Origin of the sequence: Streptomyces polyasparticus, from assembly GCF_014493765.1 — a bacterium.
In the GTDB taxonomy this organism is placed as follows: domain Bacteria; phylum Actinomycetota; class Actinomycetes; order Streptomycetales; family Streptomycetaceae; genus Streptomyces; species Streptomyces polyasparticus.
Map to the genome: position 1 here is coordinate 692,619 of NZ_JACTVJ010000006.1, position 23,499 is coordinate 716,117.

22 protein-coding genes are annotated in these 23,499 nt (G+C 71.1%); 8 read left to right on the top strand and 14 right to left on the bottom strand.

Annotated elements, in window-relative coordinates; genetic code table 11:
* The first annotated feature begins 91 nt into the window (after positions 1-91).
* Together htpX and pspAB are read left to right on the top strand one after the other, a co-directional pair.
* The gene (gene htpX / locus H9Y04_RS15015) at positions 92-1,015 is read left to right on the top strand and encodes a zinc metalloprotease HtpX (RefSeq protein WP_187814463.1); all 924 of its coding nucleotides are present in this window, start codon (positions 92-94) and stop codon (positions 1,013-1,015) included.
* A gap of 16 nt (positions 1,016-1,031) precedes the next feature.
* On the top strand, positions 1,032-1,610 hold the full coding sequence (gene pspAB / locus H9Y04_RS15020) for a PspA-associated protein PspAB (protein WP_187814312.1): 579 nt from the start codon (positions 1,032-1,034) through the stop codon (positions 1,608-1,610).
* Between the two features lie 407 nt (positions 1,611-2,017).
* Here pspAB and H9Y04_RS15025 read toward each other — a convergent pair whose 3' ends face one another.
* From H9Y04_RS15025 to H9Y04_RS15035, 3 genes are all read right to left on the bottom strand, one after another.
* A complete protein-coding gene (locus tag H9Y04_RS15025; RefSeq protein WP_187814313.1) occupies positions 2,018-2,227 on the bottom strand; it encodes a hypothetical protein in 210 nt (69 codons plus the stop codon).
* A gap of 310 nt (positions 2,228-2,537) precedes the next feature.
* Entirely contained in the window at positions 2,538-2,903 is a 366-nt protein-coding gene (locus H9Y04_RS15030; protein WP_187814314.1) for a DUF6234 family protein, read from the bottom strand.
* Between the two features lie 237 nt (positions 2,904-3,140).
* Entirely contained in the window at positions 3,141-3,779 is a 639-nt protein-coding gene (locus H9Y04_RS15035; protein ID WP_187814315.1) for a hypothetical protein, read from the bottom strand.
* A 633-nt stretch (positions 3,780-4,412) separates the two neighbouring features.
* Between H9Y04_RS15035 and H9Y04_RS15040 the strand changes: the two genes are divergently transcribed.
* The 3 genes from H9Y04_RS15040 to H9Y04_RS15050 all read left to right on the top strand — a co-directional run bounded on the left by H9Y04_RS15040 (position 4,413) and on the right by H9Y04_RS15050 (position 5,964).
* On the top strand, positions 4,413-4,874 hold the full coding sequence (locus tag H9Y04_RS15040; RefSeq protein ID WP_236070805.1) for an OsmC family protein: 462 nt from the start codon (positions 4,413-4,415) through the stop codon (positions 4,872-4,874).
* Positions 4,875-5,032: 158 nt separating this feature from the next.
* Positions 5,033-5,359, top strand: coding sequence for a hypothetical protein (locus H9Y04_RS15045; protein ID WP_187814316.1), 327 nt, complete (start codon positions 5,033-5,035; stop codon positions 5,357-5,359).
* Between the two features lie 89 nt (positions 5,360-5,448).
* Positions 5,449-5,964 (top strand): universal stress protein, encoded by a 516-nt coding sequence (locus H9Y04_RS15050; RefSeq protein WP_187814317.1) that lies wholly within the window; start codon positions 5,449-5,451, stop codon positions 5,962-5,964.
* 248 nt (positions 5,965-6,212) lie between these two features.
* On the opposite strand, the gene H9Y04_RS15055 is transcribed toward H9Y04_RS15050, so the two are convergent.
* Positions 6,213-8,984, bottom strand: coding sequence for a bifunctional acetate--CoA ligase family protein/GNAT family N-acetyltransferase (locus tag H9Y04_RS15055; RefSeq protein WP_187814318.1), 2,772 nt, complete (start codon positions 8,982-8,984; stop codon positions 6,213-6,215).
* A 358-nt stretch (positions 8,985-9,342) separates the two neighbouring features.
* Between H9Y04_RS15055 and H9Y04_RS15060 the strand changes: the two genes are divergently transcribed.
* From H9Y04_RS15060 to H9Y04_RS15070, 3 genes are read left to right on the top strand one after another with little or no spacing between them, the layout of a single operon-like run.
* The gene (locus H9Y04_RS15060) at positions 9,343-10,332 is read left to right on the top strand and encodes an ABC transporter ATP-binding protein (protein WP_187814319.1); all 990 of its coding nucleotides are present in this window, start codon (positions 9,343-9,345) and stop codon (positions 10,330-10,332) included.
* Between the two features lie 7 nt (positions 10,333-10,339).
* Entirely contained in the window at positions 10,340-11,515 is a 1,176-nt protein-coding gene (locus H9Y04_RS15065) for an ABC transporter permease (RefSeq protein ID WP_187814320.1), read from the top strand.
* Positions 11,512-12,696 (top strand): ABC transporter permease, encoded by a 1,185-nt coding sequence (locus H9Y04_RS15070; RefSeq protein ID WP_187814321.1) that lies wholly within the window; start codon positions 11,512-11,514, stop codon positions 12,694-12,696. The genes H9Y04_RS15065 and H9Y04_RS15070 overlap by 4 nt, the downstream gene beginning before the upstream one ends.
* Positions 12,697-12,952: 256 nt before the next feature.
* Here the strand turns inward: H9Y04_RS15070 and H9Y04_RS15075 are convergent, their stop codons facing one another.
* Genes H9Y04_RS15075 through H9Y04_RS15120 form a run of 10 tightly spaced genes read right to left on the bottom strand, consistent with a single transcriptional unit; the run spans position 12,953 to position 23,498 of the window.
* Positions 12,953-13,615, bottom strand: a complete 663-nt coding sequence (locus H9Y04_RS15075) for a potassium channel family protein (RefSeq protein ID WP_187814322.1) — start codon at positions 13,613-13,615, stop codon at positions 12,953-12,955.
* Positions 13,612-14,271 carry a potassium channel family protein gene (locus tag H9Y04_RS15080; RefSeq protein ID WP_187814323.1) on the bottom strand — a complete coding sequence of 220 codons (660 nt, stop codon included), beginning with the start codon at positions 14,269-14,271 and terminating at the stop codon, positions 13,612-13,614. Before H9Y04_RS15080 ends, H9Y04_RS15075 begins: the two co-directional genes overlap by 4 nt.
* Positions 14,268-17,087 (bottom strand): cation-translocating P-type ATPase, encoded by a 2,820-nt coding sequence (locus H9Y04_RS15085; RefSeq protein WP_308800984.1) that lies wholly within the window; start codon positions 17,085-17,087, stop codon positions 14,268-14,270. The genes H9Y04_RS15080 and H9Y04_RS15085 overlap by 4 nt, the downstream gene beginning before the upstream one ends.
* 28 nt (positions 17,088-17,115) lie before the next feature.
* On the bottom strand, positions 17,116-17,736 hold the full coding sequence (locus H9Y04_RS15090; RefSeq protein ID WP_187814324.1) for a V-type ATP synthase subunit D: 621 nt from the start codon (positions 17,734-17,736) through the stop codon (positions 17,116-17,118).
* A gap of 4 nt (positions 17,737-17,740) precedes the next feature.
* The gene (locus tag H9Y04_RS15095) at positions 17,741-19,135 is read right to left on the bottom strand and encodes a V-type ATP synthase subunit B (protein ID WP_187814325.1); all 1,395 of its coding nucleotides are present in this window, start codon (positions 19,133-19,135) and stop codon (positions 17,741-17,743) included.
* 23 nt (positions 19,136-19,158) lie between these two features.
* Positions 19,159-20,931 (bottom strand): V-type ATP synthase subunit A, encoded by a 1,773-nt coding sequence (locus H9Y04_RS15100; protein WP_187814326.1) that lies wholly within the window; start codon positions 20,929-20,931, stop codon positions 19,159-19,161.
* Entirely contained in the window at positions 20,928-21,455 is a 528-nt protein-coding gene (locus H9Y04_RS15105) for a hypothetical protein (protein ID WP_187814475.1), read from the bottom strand. Before H9Y04_RS15105 ends, H9Y04_RS15100 begins: the two co-directional genes overlap by 4 nt.
* Positions 21,452-21,673 (bottom strand): V-type proton ATPase subunit F family protein, encoded by a 222-nt coding sequence (locus tag H9Y04_RS15110; protein WP_187814327.1) that lies wholly within the window; start codon positions 21,671-21,673, stop codon positions 21,452-21,454. The genes H9Y04_RS15105 and H9Y04_RS15110 overlap by 4 nt, the downstream gene beginning before the upstream one ends.
* A 2-nt stretch (positions 21,674-21,675) precedes the next feature.
* Positions 21,676-22,098, bottom strand: a complete 423-nt coding sequence (locus tag H9Y04_RS15115; protein WP_187814328.1) for an ATP synthase subunit C — start codon at positions 22,096-22,098, stop codon at positions 21,676-21,678.
* Complete coding sequence (locus H9Y04_RS15120) at positions 22,095-23,498, bottom strand: V-type ATPase 116kDa subunit family protein (protein ID WP_236070806.1); 1,404 nt, start codon at positions 23,496-23,498, stop codon at positions 22,095-22,097. Before H9Y04_RS15120 ends, H9Y04_RS15115 begins: the two co-directional genes overlap by 4 nt.
* Between the last annotated feature and the right edge of the window lies 1 nt (position 23,499).

Sequence of the window (23,499 nt, forward strand, 5' to 3'; positions counted from 1 at the left end):
GTGCTGCGCACCTGAGGCTTCGGCGCCTCCCACCGATGAGGCAGGAGCCGGCCTGCGGACTCAACCAGGACCCGACCCAGGGGTGATGACGATGCGTAGCCGTTTCGAACCCGACCGGCAGCTGACCGCCCGCATGGTGGTCACGATGTTTCTGCTGGGGCTGGTGTACGTGGCGTTCATCGCCGCGCTGATCGTGCTGCTCAAGTCCATCGTCCTGGTGCTCGTCATCGCCGCCGTGTTCCTGGGCGCGCAGTACTGGTTCTCCGACCGGATCGCCCTGTACGCCATGCGAGGCCATCTAGTCAGCCGCGAGGAACAGCCCCGCCTGCACGGGGTGGTCGACCGGCTGTGCGCCACCGCGGACATGCCCAGACCACGGGTGGCCGTCTCGCACATGGACATGCCCAACGCCTTCGCCACCGGCCGCAATGCCGACCACGCCGTCGTCTGTGTCACCACGGGCCTGCTGCGTCGCCTGGAGCCCGAGGAGCTCGAAGGAGTCCTCGCCCATGAGCTCTCCCACGTGGCGCACCGCGACGTCGCGGTGATCACCATTGCGTCGTTCCTCGGTGTGATCGCGGGCCTCATCGTCCGCTTCGCCTTCTACTCCCAGTTGTTCGGCGGGCGCCAGCGCGACCAGAACACGGCCGTCCTGATCGCGGTCGTGATGAGCGTCTCCGCGCTCGTCTACGCCCTCAGCTTCCTGCTGATCCGGGCCCTGTCGCGCTACCGCGAACTGGCCGCGGACCGGTCCGCGGCGATGCTCACCGGGAAACCCTCGGCTCTGGCCTCGGCGCTGACCAAAGTCACTGGTGACGTGGCCCGTATCCCCACCAAGGACCTGCGTACCGCGCAGGCGTTCAACGCGTTCTTCTTCACCCCCGCACTCAAATCCGGCTCAGCCCTGGGCGGCTTGTTCTCCACCCACCCGAGCCTGGAACGTCGGCTGAGGGCGCTGGAAGAGATCGCCGCGAGCCTGAGCGGACCGGGCGGGCGGGATGGCAGGAGGCAGTGAGGAGACGGTGACTGGCATGGGTTTCTGGGATGCCGTGTTCGGCCGCAGCAAGCCGGTCGGGCCCGACTTGGACCAGCTCTTCGGGCTGCCCTCGGCGGCCGTCACCCTGGAGGCCGCTCTGGGCCTCACCCCGACCGGCCTGGGCTCGGTGTGCTTCGCCGCCATCGAAGGCGGCGCGTTCACGCAGGTGCGGGAGGAGGTGTGTGCCCTCCTGGACGCCGACTCCGCACGTACGGGTACGGCAGTGGAGTTCAGCAGTGACGATTACGGCTATTCATGGCTGCTGTCCCGCCGGGACCCGGGCGACCTGTCCGCCCTGGTGGGCGACCTGCACGCGGTGAACAGCGCCTTGCAGGACAGTGGCTTCGGCCCGCAACTCCTTTGCTCTCTGGTCTCCTTCCGCGACATGGACGAGCGTCGTCTCGCGCTGGTCTACCTCTACAAGCGCGGCACCTTCTACCCGTTCGCCCCGCTGCCCGGTGAGAAGCGGGACAGCCCGCTGGAGCTCCAGCTCACGGCTGTGGTCAAGGACGACCTGCGCATTGAGCAGGACCTGAGCCGCTGGTTCCCGGTGTGGGGCGCCCCTGGCTTGTGAGCAAAGGTGCAGCCTGCCTCAACCCCAGCCTCAAGGCGAAGCCGCGCCGGGGTCCTCGTGCGGGCCGCTCGACGATTCCGTCGGTGTGCCGCGAGGAGGCGGGCGGCGATGAAGTCGGTCCAGGCGTCGATCTCGTTCCAGTTCCGGTAGTCGCCGTAGCGTCCCCCTTGGAGCCGGAATTGAAGTCGGCCCAGGAGCCTGAAGTGTTCGGGCTGCACGGCGCCGGCGAACAGGCGGTGCCCCTGCGGCCCGATGGCGTCGCAGAGGTACGGCAGATGGTCCGGTTCAGGGATGCCCTTCTTGCTTCCGGGCCGGGTGACGTGCGCGATTCCGAGGCTGAAGAGCCAGCCGGGATGCCCGGCCGGCAGGGCGGAAGTGCGGCGGACGTATCGCGACGGCTCGGGGAGTCATGCCCCCTGGCGCAGGGCGCTGCCGTTTACGAAGGCGTCGTATGCGCCGATCTCCGGACAGGGCTTGACCGGCGCGGCCTCCGCCTTGAGGCCGCGTTCGACCAGGCCGGCGGCGATCCGCTTCGCGACGTCGCGGGTGGAGCCGTGCCTGCCGGCGAAGGGACCAGTACCGGCATGTGGCCTCCTGGACTCGGAGTGGGTGTTCATGTGTGCGACAGGGACACGGCCTTCCTCGGTGACCGTCGGCCGGCGACGGAGAAAGCGCCTGCGTCCGGCGAGGCGGCTTCACCCACCATCGGCCCCCTTCAGCCGAGCCGAGCCCTCGGAGCCGGCCGGCGGCGAGAGCCGGGTGCCGTGCGGCCGGGATCCGAGGCTTGCCCACCGTGGGTCACCGACGAAATGCACCGTGGGCAAGTGACGGATCGCGGTCGGCGGGCCGTTTCGGCTATGGCGTCGCCGGCCTCGAATGTCCTGCGCCATCGCACGTTGCGCGGGTGTCATCGAAGATTGAGCAGCATCACTGGAGCGCTCGTGGCCCGTCGTCAAGGCCGCTGCTCCCTCCGCCCCGGCGAGGCCGGGTACGGCGGCGAGCGGAGGAGCGGCCCAGCCACAGATACCCGAGAAGGGCCGGGCCGATCAAGGCTTGCGATAGAGCAGTCACCAGCAGCCCTGCCTGGAACGTCGCGTAACTGACCGCGGCCAGGCCGGCCGGTCCAATCGTCAAGACCATCCAGAACCGCCGGTCCGCGCCCTCAACGTGGCCGCCCTCGGCTGCCCATTTCTTGATGCCTTCCGCGATACAGAACGCGGCGAGAGCCGCCCCCTCCAGCAGCACGAGCACGGCCGCCAGGGCAATATCCGCGGACCACCACCACGCAGGCATGCTTCCGATCCTGACGGGATCAGGCCCGAGAGGACATGAGTACAGGTACTCAACCTTGGATCGCACGCGCTCAACCTTCGATGGCACAGGACATCGAAGTCGCTCCCACGGGAGGGAATCCGTGCCAACCTGCAGTGGATTCGCACGCGCTGGAGCCACGTCCCGGCAGGTCAGCGAAGTCCGTCGGTTGCCCACCGTGGGAGCGGGCCGCAGTGCCCGAACAGGCCGGTTCCCCGGTCAGGTGATGGGGCTCGCGTCATGAGCGGCACGGGCGTCGCGCCGCTGCGTGCTCTTCGACGGACAGCACGTTTTGGACGGGGCGTCGGGGGTCCGCATCGTCCAGTCGGTGTGGCCGAGACGCAGGATCATCTGTGGCGACGGTCGCGAGGCGATCATGGTGCGGACTTCTGCCCGCAGCGGCGGGTCTTCCAGAGGCCGCGTGTGGAATCCGGCTCCGACTTTGTGGGCAGCGGCGTAGAGCAGGACGCGTTGCAATGCCTGGCCGGCGCGCAGCCAGTCCTGTGGGGTGTCGTGCGGAGTGTCGAGCAGAGCCACAAGTTCTGTTCGTGCGGGCCAAGTCCACTTCGGGCCACCGGCGTTGCTGTGGCGGGCCCAGCCGGTGAAGTCGCGTCCGGCGAGGAGGGTGGAGTCCGGATGGAACCAGCTGGCTTCGGCGGGCACCCCGTCCAGGCGGCAGCTGCGGTAGGGCTGGGACCAACGGGCCGACACGGCGGCGTGGCCGGGGTCGGAGCGCTGGAAGGTCTCGGCCTCCTGGACCATGGCGGCAAGCCGTTGCTGTTCTGTCGTACCGGAGAGTGTGCGGCGCTCAGCACCCGCGGCCCGCGCGTGCCCGCGCAGTGCGCCGATGAGGTGCACCGGGAGCGGAGTGTGCCGGAACGGGCCACGACGGGTGTGCCGCCGCGCATCGCATGGTGCACAAGCTCTTCCTCCGGTGTGGCGCTCGCGTACGCTCCCCAGCTCGCCCGGGCCAGCAGTGCCGGCAGTCGGGGGTCGGGGGTCGGGGGTCGGGGGTCGGGACGGAGCCGTACGACGGGCTGGAAGCCGAGGTGCCGTATGGCGAGGCGCAGATTGAACAGGGCCGCGCCGCAACTGAGGACCATCTCCCGCCCACTCCGGTCAGTGGTCGGCGGCCGGCATCGGCGTACAACAGGATGCCGCTGACACGGTAAGTGAAGATCAGGGCTGCGATTTGTCGAAAGAGGGCGCGCTGACGGCCGCGCGGACGAGGTAGTCGGCCGCGGGGTCGCGTCGGGCTCGACGTGCGCTCATGGCATGCCCCGATTCTCGTCGGGCCTGACTTCTCGCTCCAGGGTCGTCGTCGGCCACCACATCGGGCAGGGGCCGGTTGGCCTCCGCTGGGGACTGTCCGGCTCCGGCCTGGGAACGCACGCAGGGCCAGGATGGTGGTGGAAGGGGTACGCGGTCATCGCATGAGATCCACAAGAAGGATCGAGGGAGGAAACGAGAGAGGTAAAGAAGGAAGGAGGCATGATGATGAACGGCTTGACAATTATCCACGGAGGGCGAGCCTTTCGCCCGGAAGTGCCGTCGCTCCCTGGCCGCATCGACGTCACGCACACCGCCGGGCAGGCTTACGTGCTGTCCGCGCGCGGCCATCAGCTGATCGTGGACCAGCCGGTCGAGGCGGGCGGTGCCGACGACGGGCCCACGCCGGTGGAGCTGTTCGTCTCCTCGCTCGCCGCCTGCGTCGCCTATTACGCCGGGAGGTTCCTGCAGCGTCACCATCTGCCGCGCGAAAACCTGCGGGTGCAGGCAGAGTTCGACATGGCCGAGGACCGTCCGGCCCGCGTCGCGGCCATCCGGATGAGGATCCTGTTGCCCGAACCGCTCAGCGCGGCCCGCTGCGAAGCTCTGCGCGCCGTGGTCAGCCACTGCACGGTGCACAACTCGCTGCGTGTGCCACCGCAGATCAGCATCGGTCTGGGCTGACGGCAGGATGGGGCCGCTCGGCCCGCAGACAGGGCTGATCAGCCTCTGTCGGTACCCGGGGGAGCGGGCCACTGTGGTGGCAGAACCACAGGATGCGGCGCGGGCCGCGAAACGTTCGTACGTCATCCGTACGACAACTCAGGAAGGCGGAGGATCTCATGTACGCGTTCGGGATGGTGGCCCTCTTGGGCCTGGCTGTGTTGGTCGTGGCAAAGATGGTGCCCCGCTTGGCCCCGGAGATCTGGGCCACGGTCCTGGTGGCGTTCGGCATGGGGGCGGCGTGGCTCGCCGACTTCAATCTCTTCGAGGCTTGGGGCCTCGTCGTGCGCAACGACACCATCGGCATCACCCTGACCGGATTCCTCATCGCGGGCGCGGGCTACTTCTGGCGCGAGGTGCTCCAATTCTTCGCCGGAATGGCCCGGAAGTTCACCGATGAGGCCAAAACCATCGAAATGACCGAGCAGCTGCGCCGTGTCGCCTGATGGACGGCTGCCGGGCGGGGCGAGGGGACGGGTCGGACTCTCCCGACCTCTCGCCCCACCCGGGTGACACCAGCGCCTGGGAGGCGATCATGGAGAAACCGTCGTACGGCAGCGTGATCGTAGGAGTCGACGGCTCGGCCGCCTCGCTCGCCGCCCTGCGCTGGTCGGCCGCACGGGCCGGCCTGCTGCGGACCCGTGTGGTCGCGGTGCGTGCCTGGCTGCCGACCGCGGCCCTGCGCGCCCCCTACGCACCCGCCGCAGGGCTGCCCACGCCCGAGGAGGACCGTCGCACGGCCGCCGCGGGGCTTGAGGCGGCGGTGGTCCAGCTCCTTGAGATGTATCCGCAGGCGCCGGTCAGCTGCACGCTCGATCAAGGGCCGCCCGCACCGGTCCTGTTGCACCACGCCCGGCACGCAGTGCTGCTGGTCCTCGGGAGAGGGCCGCGCGACGACATCTCCCGGCCCGCACTCGGGGCTGTGGCACGCGAGTGCGTCCGGCACGCGACGTGCCCGGTGGTCACCATCCCCGAGCCACCGGCGGATGCCAAGGAGACGGAACTTCTCTGGCTGACCGAAGACGCGACCGTCGGCGCCGCACGAACTTGAGCCGACTGCCTCGGCGATGGCTCAACCCGGTGGTGGGCCATGGTGCGGGCCGCCTCGGCGATCGTGTTCTCTGCGTGCGCGGTGATCGCCGGATGGGACATCAGCCGGCCGGCGGTGCGGGCGCGGGCCTTGGCCGCTTCGCGGTGTGAAACGCGGCCAGTGGACGCGGGGTCCGGGTAGGCCGGTGTCCACGGCCTGCCGCGTCATGAGGTCGGATTCGGAGCTCACTCCGATCACCTTTTCGTCGTTCAGCGGAGCCGCCGCAGATACGGGTCCTCGGCCTGCCGGGGTCTCAGGCGCACCCGGACATCGACGGCCGTGACACCACCCGGCCAGGCCAGCACGGGGTTGAAGTCGGCCTCGGCGAGCTGCGGCAGGTCGCTTGCCATGCACGAGACCCGGTGCAGCAGCTGTTCGAGCCCTTCGAGGTCGACGGGTCCGGTGCCGCACCGCCCGAACAGCAGCGGTGCGCAGCGCGGCGCGGTGATCAGGCCGTGCACATCGTGATCGGTGAGAGGGGCGAGGCGCGCGGCCTGGTCGGCGAGGACCTCCGTTGCCGTGCCGCCCAGGCCGAAGAGGACCAGCGGCCCGAAGACCTGGTCCTGGACGACGCCCGCGAACAGTTCGATGCCGCGCCGGGCGAGTGGTTGCACCACCATCCCGGTCATCAGATGGCCGAAGCGCACCTGGAAGTCCCGGTAGGCGGCCCGCACTTGGGCGTCACCACGCAGGTCGAGGTGGATGGCATGCTCCTGGCTCTTGTGCAGAAGGCCCGGCCAGTACGCCTTGAGTACGACGAGCCCATCTGAGCCCTTGATGCGCACGGCGGCGCGGACCGCCTCGTCCTCGGTGCGCGCCCAGGCCCACGGAAGCTGTGGAATGCCGTAGCAGTCCAGAAGTTCGGCGCAGGTGCGCGGGTCGAGCCAGCCGCCGGCCGCACCGTCGGGGTGTCCCTCCAGCCATGCGTCGACGACCGCGTGGGCCCGGGGCGTGTCGACGCCGCTGAGCGTGGGGACGGTGCCGGGCGGCAGGGCCAGCCAGGTGGTACGCGCCGCCGCATGCGCGAGGGCACGGGCGGCGTCCTGTGGATCTGCGTACGCGGGCACCTGCCCCTCGGCGGCGGGTAGCAGCCGCACGTGCGGTGGCTGGCCGGGAAGGACCGCGGCGACCGTTCGGGAGCGACGTCGACAGGGTGCGTGGGTGAGGGAGCGGACGAGATCGTCGCCGGTCGCCGCGGCGACCGCGGTGGGCACCAGGGCCACGAGGACCGCGTCCACGGCGCCGGTTGCCGTGAGCAGGTCCACGCAGACGCTCAGCTGTTCCTCGGTGACGGAGGCGGTGGTGTGGACGGGGTTGGTGGCGACGGCTCCTTGGGGCAGGAGGTCAAGCAGGTCGTCGACCAGCTCCGTTTCGAAGGCGGGCACGGCGAGCCCGGCCGCCGCGCAGGCGTCGGCGGTCAGCACACCCGCGCCACCCGCGTTCGTCACGATGGCCACGCGGATTCCGGACGGCAGTGGCTGGGAGTGCAACAGGGCCGCGGTGCTGAGGAGTTCGGGGATGGTGCGGGTGGCAGTGATCCCCGCCTGGGCGAACAACGCCTGCCGGGACATCGTGCGGGCGGCGGCCGCGGTGTGTGAGGCCGCTGCCCGGCGGCCGGTCTCGGTGCGGCCCGCGTCCACGGTAAGGATCGGCATCCGCCGGGTCACCCGGCGTGCCGTGTGCGAGAAGGCGTGCGGGTTGCCGAACGACTCGAGGTGCAGCAGCGCGAGGTCGGTGCGCCCGTCCGTATCCCACCACTGCAGCAGGTCGTTGCCGCTCACGTCGTACTTGTCGCCGAGCGAGACGAAGCTGGAAACCCCGACGCCCAGCCGTGCCAGGCCGCCGAGCAGGGCGATGCCCACCTCGCCGGACTGCACCGGTCGTCGACCCCGACTCGATGCCGGCCGGGCTGCGCCGGCGGTGCCCGGGCGGGGATGGGCGGCGGCGAAGGTTGCGTCCAGGCGTACGGACTGCTCTGTGTTGGCGATACCGAGGCAGTGGGGGCCGACCAGGCGCATGCCATGACGTCGGCACGCTGAGAGAAGTACCTGCCCTTGGCGTGCGTCCAGACCCGCGGAGATCACGAGGAGCGCGTGCGCACCCAGCTTGCCGCAGTCCTCGGCGACGCCTGGAACCTCGGCCCCGGGAACAGCCAGGACGACGAGGTCGGGTGCCTGCGGCAGTGCGGCCACGGAGGGGTACGCGCGGACGCCGAGGATCGAGGCGCCCTGTGGGTGGACCGCGTACAGTCGGCCGGTGAAGCCTCCGGAACACAGGTTCCGGAGAATGGCCCGGCCCACCGATCCGGGCTTGCGACCGGCTCCGGCCACCGCTACCGAGCCGGGCCGGAGCAGCGGCGTGAGGCTGGCCACGTCGGCGGTGCGGCCGCGTGCCTCGACTGCGCTGAAATAGTCCTCGCACTGGTCGAGAGGGATGGTGCAGCGCACCTCGCGCCCCTCGAAACGGCGCGCGGTAGGCAGCCCCAGTCCCGCGAAGACCTTCAGCACCTCGCGGTTCTCGGCGAGTGCGTCCGCGGTGAAGGCGGCGATGCCGTCCGCGCGGGCCGCGGACACCAGGTGTTCGAGGAGCAGGGTGCCGATGCCTCGGTGGTGCCACGCGTCGGCGACAGCGAGTGCGATCTCGGCGGTCGCCTCAAAGCCGGGCGCCGTGTCGCGTTCCGGGGTGGCCGTGGTGGTGGCCCGCTCGTACTCGGCGATCCCGATCAGATGTCCCTCGACTTCGGTCTCGGCGAGCAGCGCCCGGTAGGCCAAGGCGTGCGGGCGGCACAGCCTGTCCGCGGCCATCCGGGCCGAACTGCGGCTGATCCCGAAGAACCGAAGTCGTAGATTCTCCGCCGACATCCCCTCGTACAGCCGCAGCACCGCATCCCGGTCGGCTGTCCTTGCCGACCGGATGCGCACCGTCGTGCCGTCTGTGAGAAGAGCGTGGACGGGGGTGTCGGCCCGCGGTGATTCCGTCATCTCGACCCCCTTGCCGACTGTCTCAGCGTCCGGCGCCCGGCCTGCCGCCTGAAGGGGCTGCGCGGGCAGTTGGCAGGGCCGACCGGCCCCCTGCCTTGGGCAAGTCGCGAATCGGCCCTTGGGATGTCGCCGAGTTGGGTGAAAGTGACCGGGAGCTGTCCGGTGGTGCGCCGGTGCCCGTCGCACGGCAGGTGGTCCAGGCGCCCGACAGTTCAGTCCATGGCGTGAGGTCGGTCCCGGCGGGAAGCGGTGCCGCGAGCCGTGGCCGTGTGGCGGGACGGGGCGGGCCGATGGACCCGCGAGGTGTGGGCCGCTCGGCCCCTCGCGGTACCGCTCGGGGGCGGACACGCTTCCTCCCATGACTGCAGCGGTACGACCGAAGGAGACGGCGCCGCCGGCGGCCGGGGGCGTGCTCGAATGCTCGGGCCTGACCCGGAGGTTCGGCCCGCGCACCGCCGTCGACGACGTGAGCCTGAGCGTGGCGCCGGGCGAGACCTACGGTCTCCTCGGCCCCAATGGAGCGGGCAAGACCACGACCATCCGTATGGTCTGCGGGCTGCTGCGGGCCGAGACGGGCACGGTCAAGGTGGCGGGGCAGCCGATCGGACCGGCGGCGGGCGCGGTGAAGCGGCTGGTCGGCTATGTGCCGCAAGACGTGGCGCTCTACCCGGATCTGACAGTCCGGGAGAACCTCCGCTTCTTCGGCCGGCTGTACCGGATGCCGCGCCGGGAGCTGGACCGCCGGGTCACCGAAGTGCTGGAGCTGATCGACCTGGGCAGCAGGGCACGGGACCGGGTGGACTCGCTCTCCGGCGGCATGCGCAGGCGCCTCAACATCGGTGCGGCGCTGGTGCATTCACCGACTCTGCTGGTCCTCGACGAACCCACGGTCGGCGTCGACCCGCAGAGCCGGCACGCGATCCTGGAGAGCGTGAGCCGCTTCGGCGAGGAGGGCATGGCCGTCCTTTACACCACGCACTACATGGAAGAGGCGGAGCGCGTCTGCGACCGCGTCGGCATCATCGACCGGGGCCGGCTCGTCGCCGAGGGCACCACACGCGAGTTGGTGGCGCTGGTGGCCGGGCGCGACCGGGTCCGTCTGACTGCCGGCGGCGACCTCAAGGCGTACGCGGAAGCCTGTCTGCGTCTGCCCCGGGTGGAGGCCGCGGACGTGACCGGTGAGCACGGCGAGATGGTCGAGACAGTGGTCAAGGACGGCCGCAGCCTGCTGCCCGAACTGCTCGATCTTGCCCACCAGTGCCAGGTCCCGGTCCGCAGCGTGGAGATCGTCGAACCCGACCTGGAGACGGTGTTCCTGCATCTGACCGGCACCGCTTTGAGGGAGTGATCGGTTCATGCGCACCGTACTCGCCATCGCCGCCAAGGATCTGCGTCAGCGCCTGCGCGACCGCTCCGCCTGGGTGATCGTCTTCGTCGCCCCGCTGCTCATCTCCGGTTTGATGGCCCTGTCCTTCGCCGACTCGGCGGACTTCTCCGCGAAGGTCGGCGTGGTCGACCTCGACCGGGGACCGGCCGCCGCCGGTCTCGCGCAGGTCATGAAGAGCCCGGAGCTCGCCAGGACCGTGCAGGTCGTCGCGTACGAGAGCGAGGCCGCCGCGCGACGGGCGGTGGACGACGGGAAGGCGGCGCAGGTCGTGATCGTCGTGCCGGAAGGGTTCACCGCGGCGGTCGGCGGCTCCGGCAGGCCGCAGCCGGTGGCGGTGCTCGAGAACGCCGACTACCCGCTGCAGGCGCAGCTCGCCCGTGCGGTCACGGAATCCTATGTGGCGCAGGTCAATGCGGCCCGGCTGTCGGTGGGAACCGCGGTTGCCGCGGGTGCCCCCGCGAGCAGTGCGCCCCAACTGGCTGCCAAGGCAGCCCTGTTGAGGATGCCGGAGCAGGTGCGGCCACAGGGCCTGCCCGACGACCCGCTGAAGGTCATCAGCTACTTCGGGCCGAGCATGGGCATGTTCTTCGTCCTGTTCAGTATCGGCTTCGGCGCTCGCGGCTACTTCGCGGAACAACGGCAGGGCACCCTCGACCGGATCGCCGCCGCGCCCGTCGGCCGGGGTGCGCTCCTGCTCGGCAAGTCGCTCTCCACCTTCGTCTACAGCCTGGCCGGACTCGGCACCGTACTGATCGCCTCCTGGGCCGCCTTCGGCGCGCGCTGGGCGGACCCGGTCGCCGTCGCCGCGCTGTGCGTGGGCATGTCCGTGGCGGTGGTCTGCCTGACGGCCCTGGTCATCGTGGTGGCGCGCACCGAGCGGCAGGCGGAAGGGCTTTCCTCGATCGTCGTGTTCGCGCTCGTCCTGCTCGGCGGCAACTTCGTCTTTGCGGCGGCCGGGCCCCCGATCCTGCGCCGCCTCGCTCTGTACACCCCCAACGGCTGGGCCCTGCGCGGCTTCACAGACCTGGGCACGGGAGTGCGCGGCCTGCCCGCGGTGGGGGTGCCGCTGCTGGCGATCGCCGCCTTCTCGGCGTGCGTGGCGGCCGTCACCGTACTGCTGCTGCGACTGAGGAGGACGGGATGACCGCGCTCGCCGTGACCCGGGCCACCGTGGCCCGCATGCTCCGTGACCGCACGGCCCTGTTCTTCATGATCCTGCTGCCCGTGGCGATCATCGTCGTCATCGGTGCGACCGTCAGCGGTTTCGACCAGTTCCGCGTCGGCGTCGTACCGGCCTCCCGGCCGGGGCCGATCGCCACCGCTCTGGCCACGGACCTGGACCGGGCACCGGCACTCCGTACCCACCACTACAGCGAAGAGGCCGTGGCTCGCACCGCACTGCGCAGGGGCGAACTCGACGCTGTGGTGCTGGTTCCGGCCCGGCTCGACGAGGCGGTACGCCACGGGCGCACGATCTCCCTTCCGGTACTGGTCGAGCCCTCCGGAAGCAGCGGACACGCGGCCGTCTCCTCGATCCAGGCCGTGGTCGCCGACCACGCGGGGAAGTTGCAGGCGGCACGCTTCGCCGTCGCCGAAACCGGCGGCAGCTTCGACTCGCGGCTGGCGCTGGCCCGCGGCGCGGCGGACCGGGCGGCACCGATCACGGTGAAGTCCGGGATGGTGAACGGTCAGAGCCAGGTCCTGCCGCTCGGCTACAGCTACAGCACCCCGACCATGCTGGTGCTGTTCGTCTTCATCAACGCGCTGGCCGGCGGCGCCGCGATCGTCCAGACGCGCCAGTCCGGCGTGTACGCCCGCGCCCTCGCCGCACCCGTCAGCGCCCGCACTCTGGTGCTGGGAGAAACCGTTGCCCATCTCGCGCTTGCCCTGACCCAGTCGGCACTGATCGTCGGTATCGGTTCCCTCGCGTTCGGAGTCGAGTGGGGCGACCCGCTCGCCGCCGTTGTGCTCGTCGCCGTCTGGGCGCTGGTGGGGACGGGTGCGGGGGTGCTGTCCGGCGCGCTCTTCCGTACCCCGGAACAGGTCCACGCGATCGGGCCCGCCGTCGGCATCGGGCTCGGCATGCTCGGCGGCTGCATGTGGCCGCTGACCTTCGTGCCGGGCTGGCTGCGCGCAGCAGGGCACGCGGTGCCGCACGCCTGGGCTGTCGACTCCTGGACGGTACTGCTCTCGCAGCAAGGCGGCCTCAGTGACATTCTGCGCAACCTCGCGGTACTCGGGGCGTTCGCGGTGGGCCTCCTCACGCTGGCCTCGCTGGGCCTGCACCGGCGACTGACCTCGGCCGCACCGGTGCGGCGGAGCTGACCATGACAGTGGCGCGGATGCCCGGCCGCCATGGTTCCGGGGCCGACAGGCCCCGGACATGGCGCCCCTGACTCTCAGCTCCAGGCCTTTGGCCCCTCCCGCCGACCACTGGGGAGAGAGACCCTGACCATGAATCGACCAGATGCCCGGTCCTCCGCGGGGACCCCACGGGACCGGCAGCCAACTCCCGTCCACCCGCGGTCACTTGTGAGCGGTATTGTGTCCGCTCCCGCCAGGAATGGGCGCGAATCCGTGGCTACTGAAAGACGGCGTGCACCTCGCTCTCCGTCGCGGAGTGGGAGACCAGGAGGATTTCGTCACCCGCGGCGAGCACCAGCGCAGGTGTGGGAGGGACGGGACTGCCGTCGCGTACGACGGCGGCCACGACCGTGCCCTCAGGGATCGTGATGTCGGCGAGAGCGCTGCCTACGGCGCGGGACCGGGGCGTGATGGTCGTCTCGATCACATCCACCCCTGCCTTGCTGAGGCGTAGCAGGGCGACCGTGTCGTTGGCCCCGGTGGCCTCCTCGATGAGGGAGATCAGCGGAGTGGCGGCGGGTACGGCGGCGTCGACACCCCAGCTCCGGTTGAACAGCCAGGCGTTCTCGGCGTCGTTGACCCGTGCCACCACGCGCTGCACGGAGAACTGGCGCTTGGCGAGGAGGCTGATGACCAGGTTGTCCTCGTCCTCGCCGGTGGTCGCGATGACGAGATCGGCCGTGTGGGCGCCGGCGGCCTCGAGGACGGACGGTTCGCAGGCGTCACCGATCCGCAGCTGTACGGGCACGGGCAGCTGGTTGCGGAGGGCCGCGATGCGGTCCTCGTCCCGGTCCACGAGGGTGACCCGGTTGTGAGCGGCTGTCAGGACCTGGGCGATCTGCCGACCGAGCCGGCCGGCTCCGGCGATGAGTACCTTCATGTGCCGAGCTCCTTGTCGAGGAAGCCGCGCAAGCGGGTCAGGGCCTCGGCGGCCACGGCGAAGGTGACGAGGTCGTCGGGCTCGGCCGGTGTGCTCGGCGTCGGCAGGAACGACCGCCCCCCGCGCGTCACTTCCACCACGCGTGTCTCACCGTCGACCTCCAGCTCGCCGAGTCGTCGGCCGGTGAGATACGCGGGCAGCTGGGAACGGAGCAACAGGGTCTCGCCATTGCCGAAACTGAGCTCCGGTGTGAGATGACGGTGCAGCAGCATCTGGTGGAGCTGATGCACGGTCCAGCGGACGCTCGCGATGGTGGGGATGCCGAGGTCCCGGTAGATGTCGGCGCGCCGGGGATCGTAGATGCGGGCCAGCACGATCGGCACTCGGTAGGCCTCCTTCGCGGTTCTGGCACTGACGATGTTGCTGTTGTCGCCAGAGGTGACGGCGACGAACGCGTCGGCGTGCTCGATGCCCGCACTCTCCAGGATGCTGCGGCTGAATCCGTTGCCGTGCAGCACCTGGCCGGGGAAACGGACGGGCAACAGCCTGCGGGTCCTGGGGTCACGGTCGATGACGCGGACGTCGTGCCCCTCGTTGACCAGCCGGGAGGCGAGCGCGGAACCGACCCGGCCGCAGCCCACCACGATGACTCTCATGGCCTTCCCTCCTTCTTCAGTTTGGAGGGGAGCGGAGTGCGGCGCAGCCACCACTTCCGTGCCTCCTCCGCGCACAGGAGCAGCACGCCGAACCCGACCAGTACCACCCAGTCGACGGGGGCGAGCGGCGCCGTGTGGAACACGGCCTGCAACGGCGGCGCGTAGCTGATGGCCGCCATCAGTGCGACACCCCCACAACCCGCCACGATCAGACGAGGGTTGGAGAACAGCCCGACGCGGAAGATGCTCTGCCGGTCCGTGCGCACCGCCAGTGCGTTGAAGAACTGGCCGACCACGATCGCCGCCTGCGTCAGGGTGGTCGCCTTGCGATAGGCGGACGTGTCCGCGGTGAAGTCGGCGAACGGGATGCCCGAGGAACGCACCTGCCAGAAGAAGACCGCGCACACGCCGATGGACTGCACGGCCCCGAGGAACAGGAACCGCCGTACGAGCGCGGCGGAGAACAGCCGCTCGCGCCTGCTGCGAGGCGGCCGCTCCATGGTGTCCGCCTCGGGCGGCTCGGCGCCGAGCGCCAGGGCCGGCAGCACGTCGGAGCCGAGGTCGATGGCGAGGATCTGCACGGCGGTCAGCGGAACCAGCGGGAAACCCACGAAGGTGGCGACCAGGATCGGGGTCAGCTCGGCGATGTTGTGGCTGAACAGGTAGGTCAGGAACCTTCCGATGTTGCGGTAGACCGATCTGCCCAGTTCCACGGCGGCGGTGATGGAGGCGAACGAGTCGTCGAGCAGCACCATGACCGAGGCCTCGCGGGCGACATCGGTTCCCGTCGCCCCCATGGACACACCGATGTCCGCGCGTTTGAGCGCGGGCGCGTCGTTGGCTCCGTCGCCGGTGACCGCGACGACCTCGCCGCGCGCCTGTAGCGCGGCCACGACCCGCATCTTGTGCTCCGGGCTGACCCGGCACAGCAGCAGCTCGCCCGGGGACGCGAGCACCGCGTCGAGCGCGGCCGTGTCCATCCCGTCGAGCAGGGTGCCGGTGATCACGGTGGGGGAGGGGTGGGTGACGATGCCGACCCGGCGGGCGACGGCCTCGGCGGTCAGCGGATGGTCGCCCGTCACCATCACGATGCGGATCCCCGCCCGCTGGCAGGCCCCCACGGCATCGGAGACCTCCGGCCGCGGTGGATCGAGCATGCCGATGAGACCCAGGAGCGTCAGGTGGGACTCGGCTTCCTCGGAGGTGCCCGGGATCGCGGACACCGGGCGCAGGGCGACTCCGAGAACGCGCAACCCCCGTGTGGCCATGGCGTCGTCGGCCGAGGTGACCGTGGCTCGCAGTGCTTCGGTCAGCGGCCGTGACGCGGTGCCCGTGCGAACGCCGGCGCAGCGGGCGAGCAGTTCCTGCGGCGCACCCTTGACGCAGACGACGCGGCCCTCCGGCGTCTCATGCACCGTGCTCATCAGCTTGCGCACAGAGTCGAAGGGGAACTCCGCGATCCGGGGTGCGGCGTTCCGCAGCGCGTCCAGGTCCAGTCCGGCCTTGGCCGCCGCGACGTGGATCGCGCCCTCCGTGGTGTCGCCGAGCACCCGCCAGCCCACATGGTCGGCCGGCGGCACAAGACGGGCGTCCGAGCACAGCACACCGGCCCACAACAGGTCCCGTACGGCATCCGCGTCGCTCACGGTGCCGACGGGGGCGTACCCCACACCGGAGACCGCGTGTGGCTCGCCGCCGCTCCACAGCTGGGTGACGGTCATCTCCGCCCGGGTCAGCGTGCCGGTCTTGTCCGTGCAGACCACGGTGGTGGAGCCGAGTGCCTCCACAGCGAGCAACTGCTTGACCAGTGCCTGTCGGCGCGCCATGCGGCGTACACCGATGGCCAACGACACCGAGAGGGTCGCGGGCAGGCCTTCGGGTACCAGTGCGACCATCACACCGAGCGCGAACACGAAGGTGTCGACCAGCGGCTGCCCGGTCTGCAGGCGCACCGCGAGGACACACGCGCCGATCGCGACGGCAAGGGCCGCCACCCGCCGCGCCATGGCGCCCACTTCGCGCTGCAACGGCGTCTGCTGGCGGGGTGCCTCGTCCGTGAGCCGGAAGATCTTGCCGAACTCGGTTGTGGCGCCGATGGCGAACACGACGGCCTTGCCCGACCCGGCGACCACCGTGGTGCCCATGAACACACAGTTGCGGGACTCCAGCGCGGTGCGTGTCTCCGACGGCTCGGTGACCCGTCGTACGGCCGAACTCTCCCCGGTCAGAGGCGCGTTGTTCACCGTGAGCCCGTGTGCCTCGATGATCCGGCAGTCCGCGGACACCGCGTCCCCGGCCTCCAGGACGACGAGGTCGCCCGGTGTGAGGGAGGCGGACGGCAGCTCCTGGCGCTCCCCGTCCCGCAGCACTCGGCAGGTGTGCGGCACCATGGCCTGCAGCGACTGCGCGGTGCGCTCCGCCGAGTACTCCTGAACGAAGCCGATCACCGCGTTGAGGACGACCACGCCGAGGATCGCGAACGCCAGCTGCAGATTGCCGACGTCGCGCGGGTCCTGCAGTGCGTAGGCGGCGAACGTGAGGGCGGAGGCCGTGATCAGTACGAGCGCGAACAGGTCGGTGAACTGAGTCGTGAACCGCCGCCACAGCCCCTTGCGGCGCGGGTGCGGCAGCTCATTGGTGCCGTACTGCTGCTGTCGGCGCGCCGCCTCCGCCGTGCTCAGGCCCCGTGGTGAGGTGCCGAGCTCCGCGAACACCGCGTCGGTGCGCAGCTGTTGGAGGGGCGCGGTCGGCTCGTAGGGCACGCCCTGCCGGTCCAGGTCAGGGCCCTTGCGGTCCGCGATCTTGTCGTTGTGCACGAGGAGCCTCCCCGCCACCGATAGTGGTTCAGGACCAGTCGTCGAGGGTGCGTGCGGCCCATCTCCTGCGTACGGCGTCCTCGTGCTCGCCCTGCTCCAGCGTCAGGTCGGCCCGGACGAGTGCCGTCTGCAGCCGGGGGATCCAGTGACGCTGCAGGGCCCGCACCCGCTGACGCGTGCTGAGGACCTCGGCGCCGACGGCGCGGGCCGCTTCGCGGGCCGCGGCGTACTCGGCGGCGGCCCGTACCGCCTCCCGGTAGGCGGCCTCCGCGTGCACCAGAGCCGAGTTGGCGGGCGCGAGCGCGCCAGGTGCCCGTTCCGGTGTCATACAGGAAGCGGACTGCGGGTGGCGCACGCCCATGGTGGACGTCCAGACGACCGCCAGTGCGGCGGGGCGTGTGAAGTCCAGCGTGTCCAGGGCCTCTTCGCCATCGAGGAGCAGCCCGCGCAGCAGCCAGGATTCTGCCTCCCGCAGCCGCCGGTGCCAGCGCTCCTGCGCGGATTCCTGGGTGCGCAGTAGTTCGGCGTGGCGGGAGCGCAGGATGCGCAGCTTCTGGTCGAGCAGGTCCGCGCCGCGCAGTGCGACGTCCAGGCTGCGGCGCAGCCGCATACGGCCGGCCCGCCCGGGCGGGACACGCGGCTCCGTCATGGGATCACCCGCCCTCTGCCGCGCCATGGGCGTCGAGCAAGTCGCCCGGCAGCATGGCCAGTTGGCTGCGCGGCAAGGTGAGCAGCACCTGCCAGGACCGCTCCAGCGTCTGCTCCAGCGTGCGCAGTTCGTCGCGTCGCTGGTCGACCAGGCCATGGTAGAAGGCCTCGTCGAAGTCCAGATAGCGGCGATCGGTGGGGCTGAGGGCCGAATGCCCCACGAGGTCGGCCAGCTCCCGGATCTGTCGCGCCCGCGCGAGGGCGGCGAGGAGCTGCGCAGCGACGTCGAGATGGTCGTCGCGCGTACGGCCGGGGCCCGCGCCCTTGCGCATCAGGCGCGACAGTGAGGACAGTGCGTCGACCGGCGGGTAGACGCCCTTGGCGTGCACCTCTCGGGAGAGCACGATCTGCCCCTCCGTGATGTATCCGGTGAGATCCGGCACCGGATGGGTGATGTCGCCTGCGGGCATGGTGAGGAGCGGCAGGACGGTGACGGAACCCGGCAGGCCCTCGATCCGCCCGCACCGTTCGTACAGGGATGCCAAGTCGCTGTAGAGGTAGCCCGGATAGGCGCGGCGGGCCGGGATCTCACCGCGGGCCGCGGAGACCTCGCGCAGCGCCTCCGCGTAACTCGTCATGTCCGTCATCACCACGAGCACATGGCGGCCCCCGGTGAAGGCCAGTTCCTCTGCGACAGTCAGCGCGATGCGCGGGGTGAGGATGCGCTCGATCACCGGGTCGTCCGCAGTGTTCAGGAACAGCACCAACTCACCCGCCGCGGAGCGCTCTTCGAGTGCGTCACGGACGAAGTTCGCGTCCGCGTGGGTCACTCCCATGGCGGCGAAGACCACACAGAATGGCTCGCCGCCAGCCGTCGACTGCGCCGCGATCTGCGCGGCCAGCTCCAGGTGCGGAAGCCCGGCCGCGGAGAACACCGGCAGCTTCTGTCCGCGCACCAGGGTGGTGAGCGCGTCGACGGCACTGACCCCGGTCAGCACCGGGTCGGCGGGCGGCACGCGCCGGACCGGGTTGATCGGGTTGCCGCCGACCGCCGATGTGCCGGCGCCGAAGACGGGCGGCCCCCCGTCGAGCGGCTCGCCCCGGCCGTTGCACACCCGCCCGAGCCAGCTGGGGCCCACGGGAATGCGCAGCGGCGACCCGGTGAAGAGGGTGCGTATCCGCGCGGGATCCATGCCCGCGGTGTCCTGAAGGACCTGCACCACGGCCGTACCGCGGTCGACCTCGAGGACGAGCCCGTGCCGCTGCTCGCCCGAGCCGAGCGTGAACTGGACGAACTCGTCCCAGCCGACCCCGCTCACTTGGTCGATGACCGCGAGCGGTCCGCGCAGTTCCCGCACCGAGGTGTACTCGACGCGGCCCCAGTCCGACGTGCTGTTCACGACACCTTCCTTGGGCGTGCTGTTCACGACACCTCCCCGAGCCGCGCGAGCATGGTCGCGCCGAGCGCCTGAACGGTCGCCGCGTCGTGCGGGCCCGCTTCTTCGCGGGCACGCAGCACGGGGCCGAAGTCGATCTCTTCGATGCGAGTGGCCGGAACTCCGGAATCGGCAAGTTCCCGGCAGCGGTCGACCACGGCGAGCAGGGCTTCGGCGAGGGCGGCCGTCTTCTCGCTGCCGCTGTAGGCGTCCCGTTCGGACAGGGCGCTCTGCTGCAGCACACCCTCGCGCACGATCCGACCGCCCAGGACGCTCATGCGCTCCTGGGGCGGCAGCGCCGCGATCCCGACGAGGTCGACGAGGTCGGCGAGCCGGTCGGCCTCGGCGAGCAGGTCGGCTACGCGAGCGCGCCGGGCGGTCCAGGCCGGGTCGTCCGACGCGGCGTGGTGCTTGCCGATCGCCTCGGCGTCGCGGGAGAAGGACCCGGCCCAGGAGACGGCCGGATAGTGACGGGCGTAGGCGAGTTCACGGTCGAGGGTCCACAGGCAGCGTACGAAGCGCTGAGTGTGGGCGGTGACCGGTTCCGCCATGTCGCCGCCGGGCGGGGACACCGCGCCGATCACCGTGACCGAGCCGCGCCGGCCGCCGAGCGTGGTCACCGCTCCCGCCCGCTCGTAGAACGCCGCGATCGCCGAGGCGAGACCTGCCGGATAGCCCTCTTCGGCGGGCAGCGCGCCGGTACGAGAGGCGAACTCCCGCAGCGCTTCGGCCCATCGGGAGGTGGAGTCGGCGATGACGACGACGTCCAGGCCCATGTCGCGGAAGTATTCGGCGACGGTCGCCCCGGTGTAGATGCTGGCCTCCCTGGCCATCATCGGCATGTTGGAGGTGTTGGCGACGATCACGGTCCGGTCGGCGAGGCGCCCGCCGGTGCGTGGGTCCTTGAGCGCGGCGAACTCGTCGATGACATCGGCCATTTCATTGCCGCGCTCCCCGCAGCCGACGTAGACGATGACGTCCGCATCGCACCACTTGGCGATCTGCTGAAGGAGCACGGTCTTGCCGGTGCCGAAGCCGCCGGGCACGGCGACCGTGCTGCCGAGCGCCACGGGGAAGAGGAGGTCGATCGCCCGTTGTCCGGTGTTGAGCACCGCACCGGTGTCGAGGCGCTCCCGCACCGGCCGGGGTGTGCGGACCGGCCAGTCGGTGGTCATCCGGACCTCGGTACCCGCCACCGTCGCGACGACGGCGTCTGCACGCTGGTGGCCCTCCTCGGCGATCCGCTCCACCCGTCCCGCGTGGCCCACAGGCACCAGGACAAGCAGTGGCACCGGCCCGGCTTCCCGGATCTCGCCGAGGACGTCTCCCTCGGCCACGGATGCGCCGACCTTGACCCGGGGCGAGAACCGCCACGTGGGCCGTTCGTCCGCCCGGCCGCTCGCGACACCGGGCACCAGCCACGCGCCCTTGCCCGTCAGCGGGCGCAGCAAGCCGTCGTAGATCCCGCCGAGGAGCCCCGGACCGAGCGGCGCGGACAGCGGCTCGCCCAGCAGACGCAGAGGCATCCCAGGGGCGAGACCACCTGTGTACTCGTACGCCTGGACCGTGACGACACCTTCGCGGATCGCGACGACCTCTCCGGGCAGTCCGGGCTCCCCGAGTTCGACCAGGTCGTACATGGCGGCGCCGCCCGTGTACTCGGCTTCGATCAGAGGGCCGGTGACCCGCAGAATGCGTCCCATTCCCTCGGGTTCGGGCGCCGGGCGCGACTCGTGCCTCGTGTCCGGTGCGTACGTCATGGTGACCACAGCCCCTCTGCCTCCGTGCCGGTCCGCTCCAGTGCCCGGCGGGCGAACGCGGTCAGGCCGCAGTCGAGTCGTCGGCCCCGCACCTCACCGATCACGCCTCCGCCGGGCGCCTCGGTGATGTGGACGTCGGGACCCAGTACCTCGCGTACGTACGCGGTGAGTCGGTCATGGAGCTGCGGATAGGAACGGGCGCTCCGCAGGGCCTGGACCCTTGCCACGACCTGTCGGCCCAGCTCCTCCCAGCAGTCCTTGCGCGCGGCGAGTTCGCGGGCCCGCGCGGCCCGGCGGGTGCGGACGCCTGCCGCGTCGCGTGCCGTCTCGGCGTCGGCCTCGCCCTGTCTGCGGGCCTCGTCCAGGATGGCCGCGGCCTGAGCCTCGGCGGCAGCGAACGTGGCTGCGGCGTCCTGGTCCGCCGCGGCGAGCAGGGCATCGGCATCGGCCTTGGCGATGCGGAGCAGCTGCGCCCGCACCGGTTCGAGAGCGGCGCCGGTCCCGGCGGGGGTCGGGTTCCTCATGGCGGCATCACCGCAGTGAGCGGGCCAGCCCCGTCCAGGAGTTCGGGGCCGAGCGCGTCGGCCGCGGCCGGGGTGAGCATCACCAGACCCACATCCGCGGGCAGCGCCCGCCAGGCCGCACGTACCGCCTCCGGGTCCTCGGCGGGGAGGACCACGACCCCGGCCGCCGCCGTCCCGACGACCCGCAATCGTTCTCCGATCGCCGCGACATGACTCATGGTCAGGCCTTCCCGAGCAGGATGATCGCGACGACCAGGCCGTAGATGGCGATCCCTTCGGCGAGACCGACGATGACCATGGCTCGGCCGAAGAGCTCGGGCCGTTCACTCATGACCGCGAGCGCCGCGGCTCCCGTATAGGCGACGGCGATCGCCGCCCCGATCGAGGCCCCGGCGACCGCGATGGCCGCCCCGATCAGGGCCGCCGATCCGGAACCTGAACTTTCGGCGGCCGCCGCAGCCGCGTCGGCCTGCGCCGATCCGCCGCTCAACGCCACTATGAGGACCGCCAATGCCCCCGCGAACAGGGCCCCGTCCACCGCGAGGAGCGAGCGCAGGGCCTTGGGGCTACGGCGCCGAAGCAACCGACGGGTGGCGGCGAAGGCCGCCACCACCACCGGCAGGGCGACCAGCCAAGTGATCATGTTGCCACCTCCGAACTGCGTTGAGTCGGGACGTGCCAGGGCCGGAAAGGCCGGCCCTCGGAGTCGAAGACGCGCGAGAACAGCTCGTAGAACTCAAGGCGCAGGGCTTGTACGCCGGCCACCAGCGCCTCGAGCGCGAAGGCGAGCGCATTGCCGACGGCGAAGACGAGGAGCGCGGCGACTGCCGCCGCGGGCCCGAGCGCCGCAAGCCCCGTGGTGCCCTGCCAGACGATCTCGCCGAGCGCGGCATGGGTCAGTCCGAACGCGGCCAGCCGTGCGAAGGAGATGGTGTTGGACCCGATTCGTACGACTACGTCGAAGAGTTGGATACCGGTCTGCAGCGCGCCTGAGGCGCCGCCGCCCGACCCGGCGAACAGCCCGGCACCGGCCAGCACAAGCCCGGCGGCGACGATCACCGAGCCGCTGACCACGGACGCCGGCCAGTGCAGGGCGACGCCCGCCGCGAGCACTGCGAAACCCAGGAAGACCGTGGCACCGGCGATGCCCGACGCCGCGTACAGCGCACCCCGGGGGCCGCCCTCCCGCCACCGGTTGACGATGCCCGCCGCGTACGCCAGAGCCAGCAGAAACGCGCCGAAGCCGACCGCGCTCCCGAGCAGCCGCACGGGTTCGTCGAGCGGGTCCAACCACAGGACGGGCAGCACGCCAGTGGGGCCGAAGAACTCCCCGTACGCGAATCCTGCGAGCGTGCTCATCAGCCCCGCCCCGGCGACGAAGGGCCACATGGGCCGCAGGGACGCCAGCCGCCGGGGGTGCCCGAACCGCAGCAGCAGCGCCCCGAGCAGCAGCAGGGCGCCGTGCCCCGCGTCGCCGAACATCATCCCGAACATCACGACGTACGCGATGCCGGCAGGCACCGAAGGGTCGACATCGGCGTATGGAACCGTTCCGTACGTCCGCACGAGAGGGACGAGGGAGCGGCGGACCGTGCCGGTGTCGCGCAACAGGGTCGGCGGATCGATCCCCCGGGGCTCGCGCAGCGGCACCAGAGCACCGCCGGCCTCGGCCAGACGGGTGCTGAGCCGGTCGACCTCGGCCGCGGGACACCAGCCGGCCAGCGCGGCCACGGCCTCGCGGCGCACCGCCACGTCGTGGTGCGCCTCGAGCTGTGCCTCGCCCGCCAACAGGTCTGCTCGGCCCGCCTGTTGCAGTGCGTCGAGATCGGGCTCGGTGAGGGACAGGCGGGGGGCGGCGGGTTCGGAGCGCAGCAGGTGAAGCCGTCGTGCCGCCGCACCGTGCAGGCCGCCCTGGCCGGTGTCGTCGGCGCGGTCGAGTTCGACACAGCCCGCGTCGGCGACGCGCACCAGGACGTCCCGCAGTCCGCTGCGCGGCGCGACGATGGCCACCCGCTGCATACGGGCCGGGGCCAAGGAGTCCATC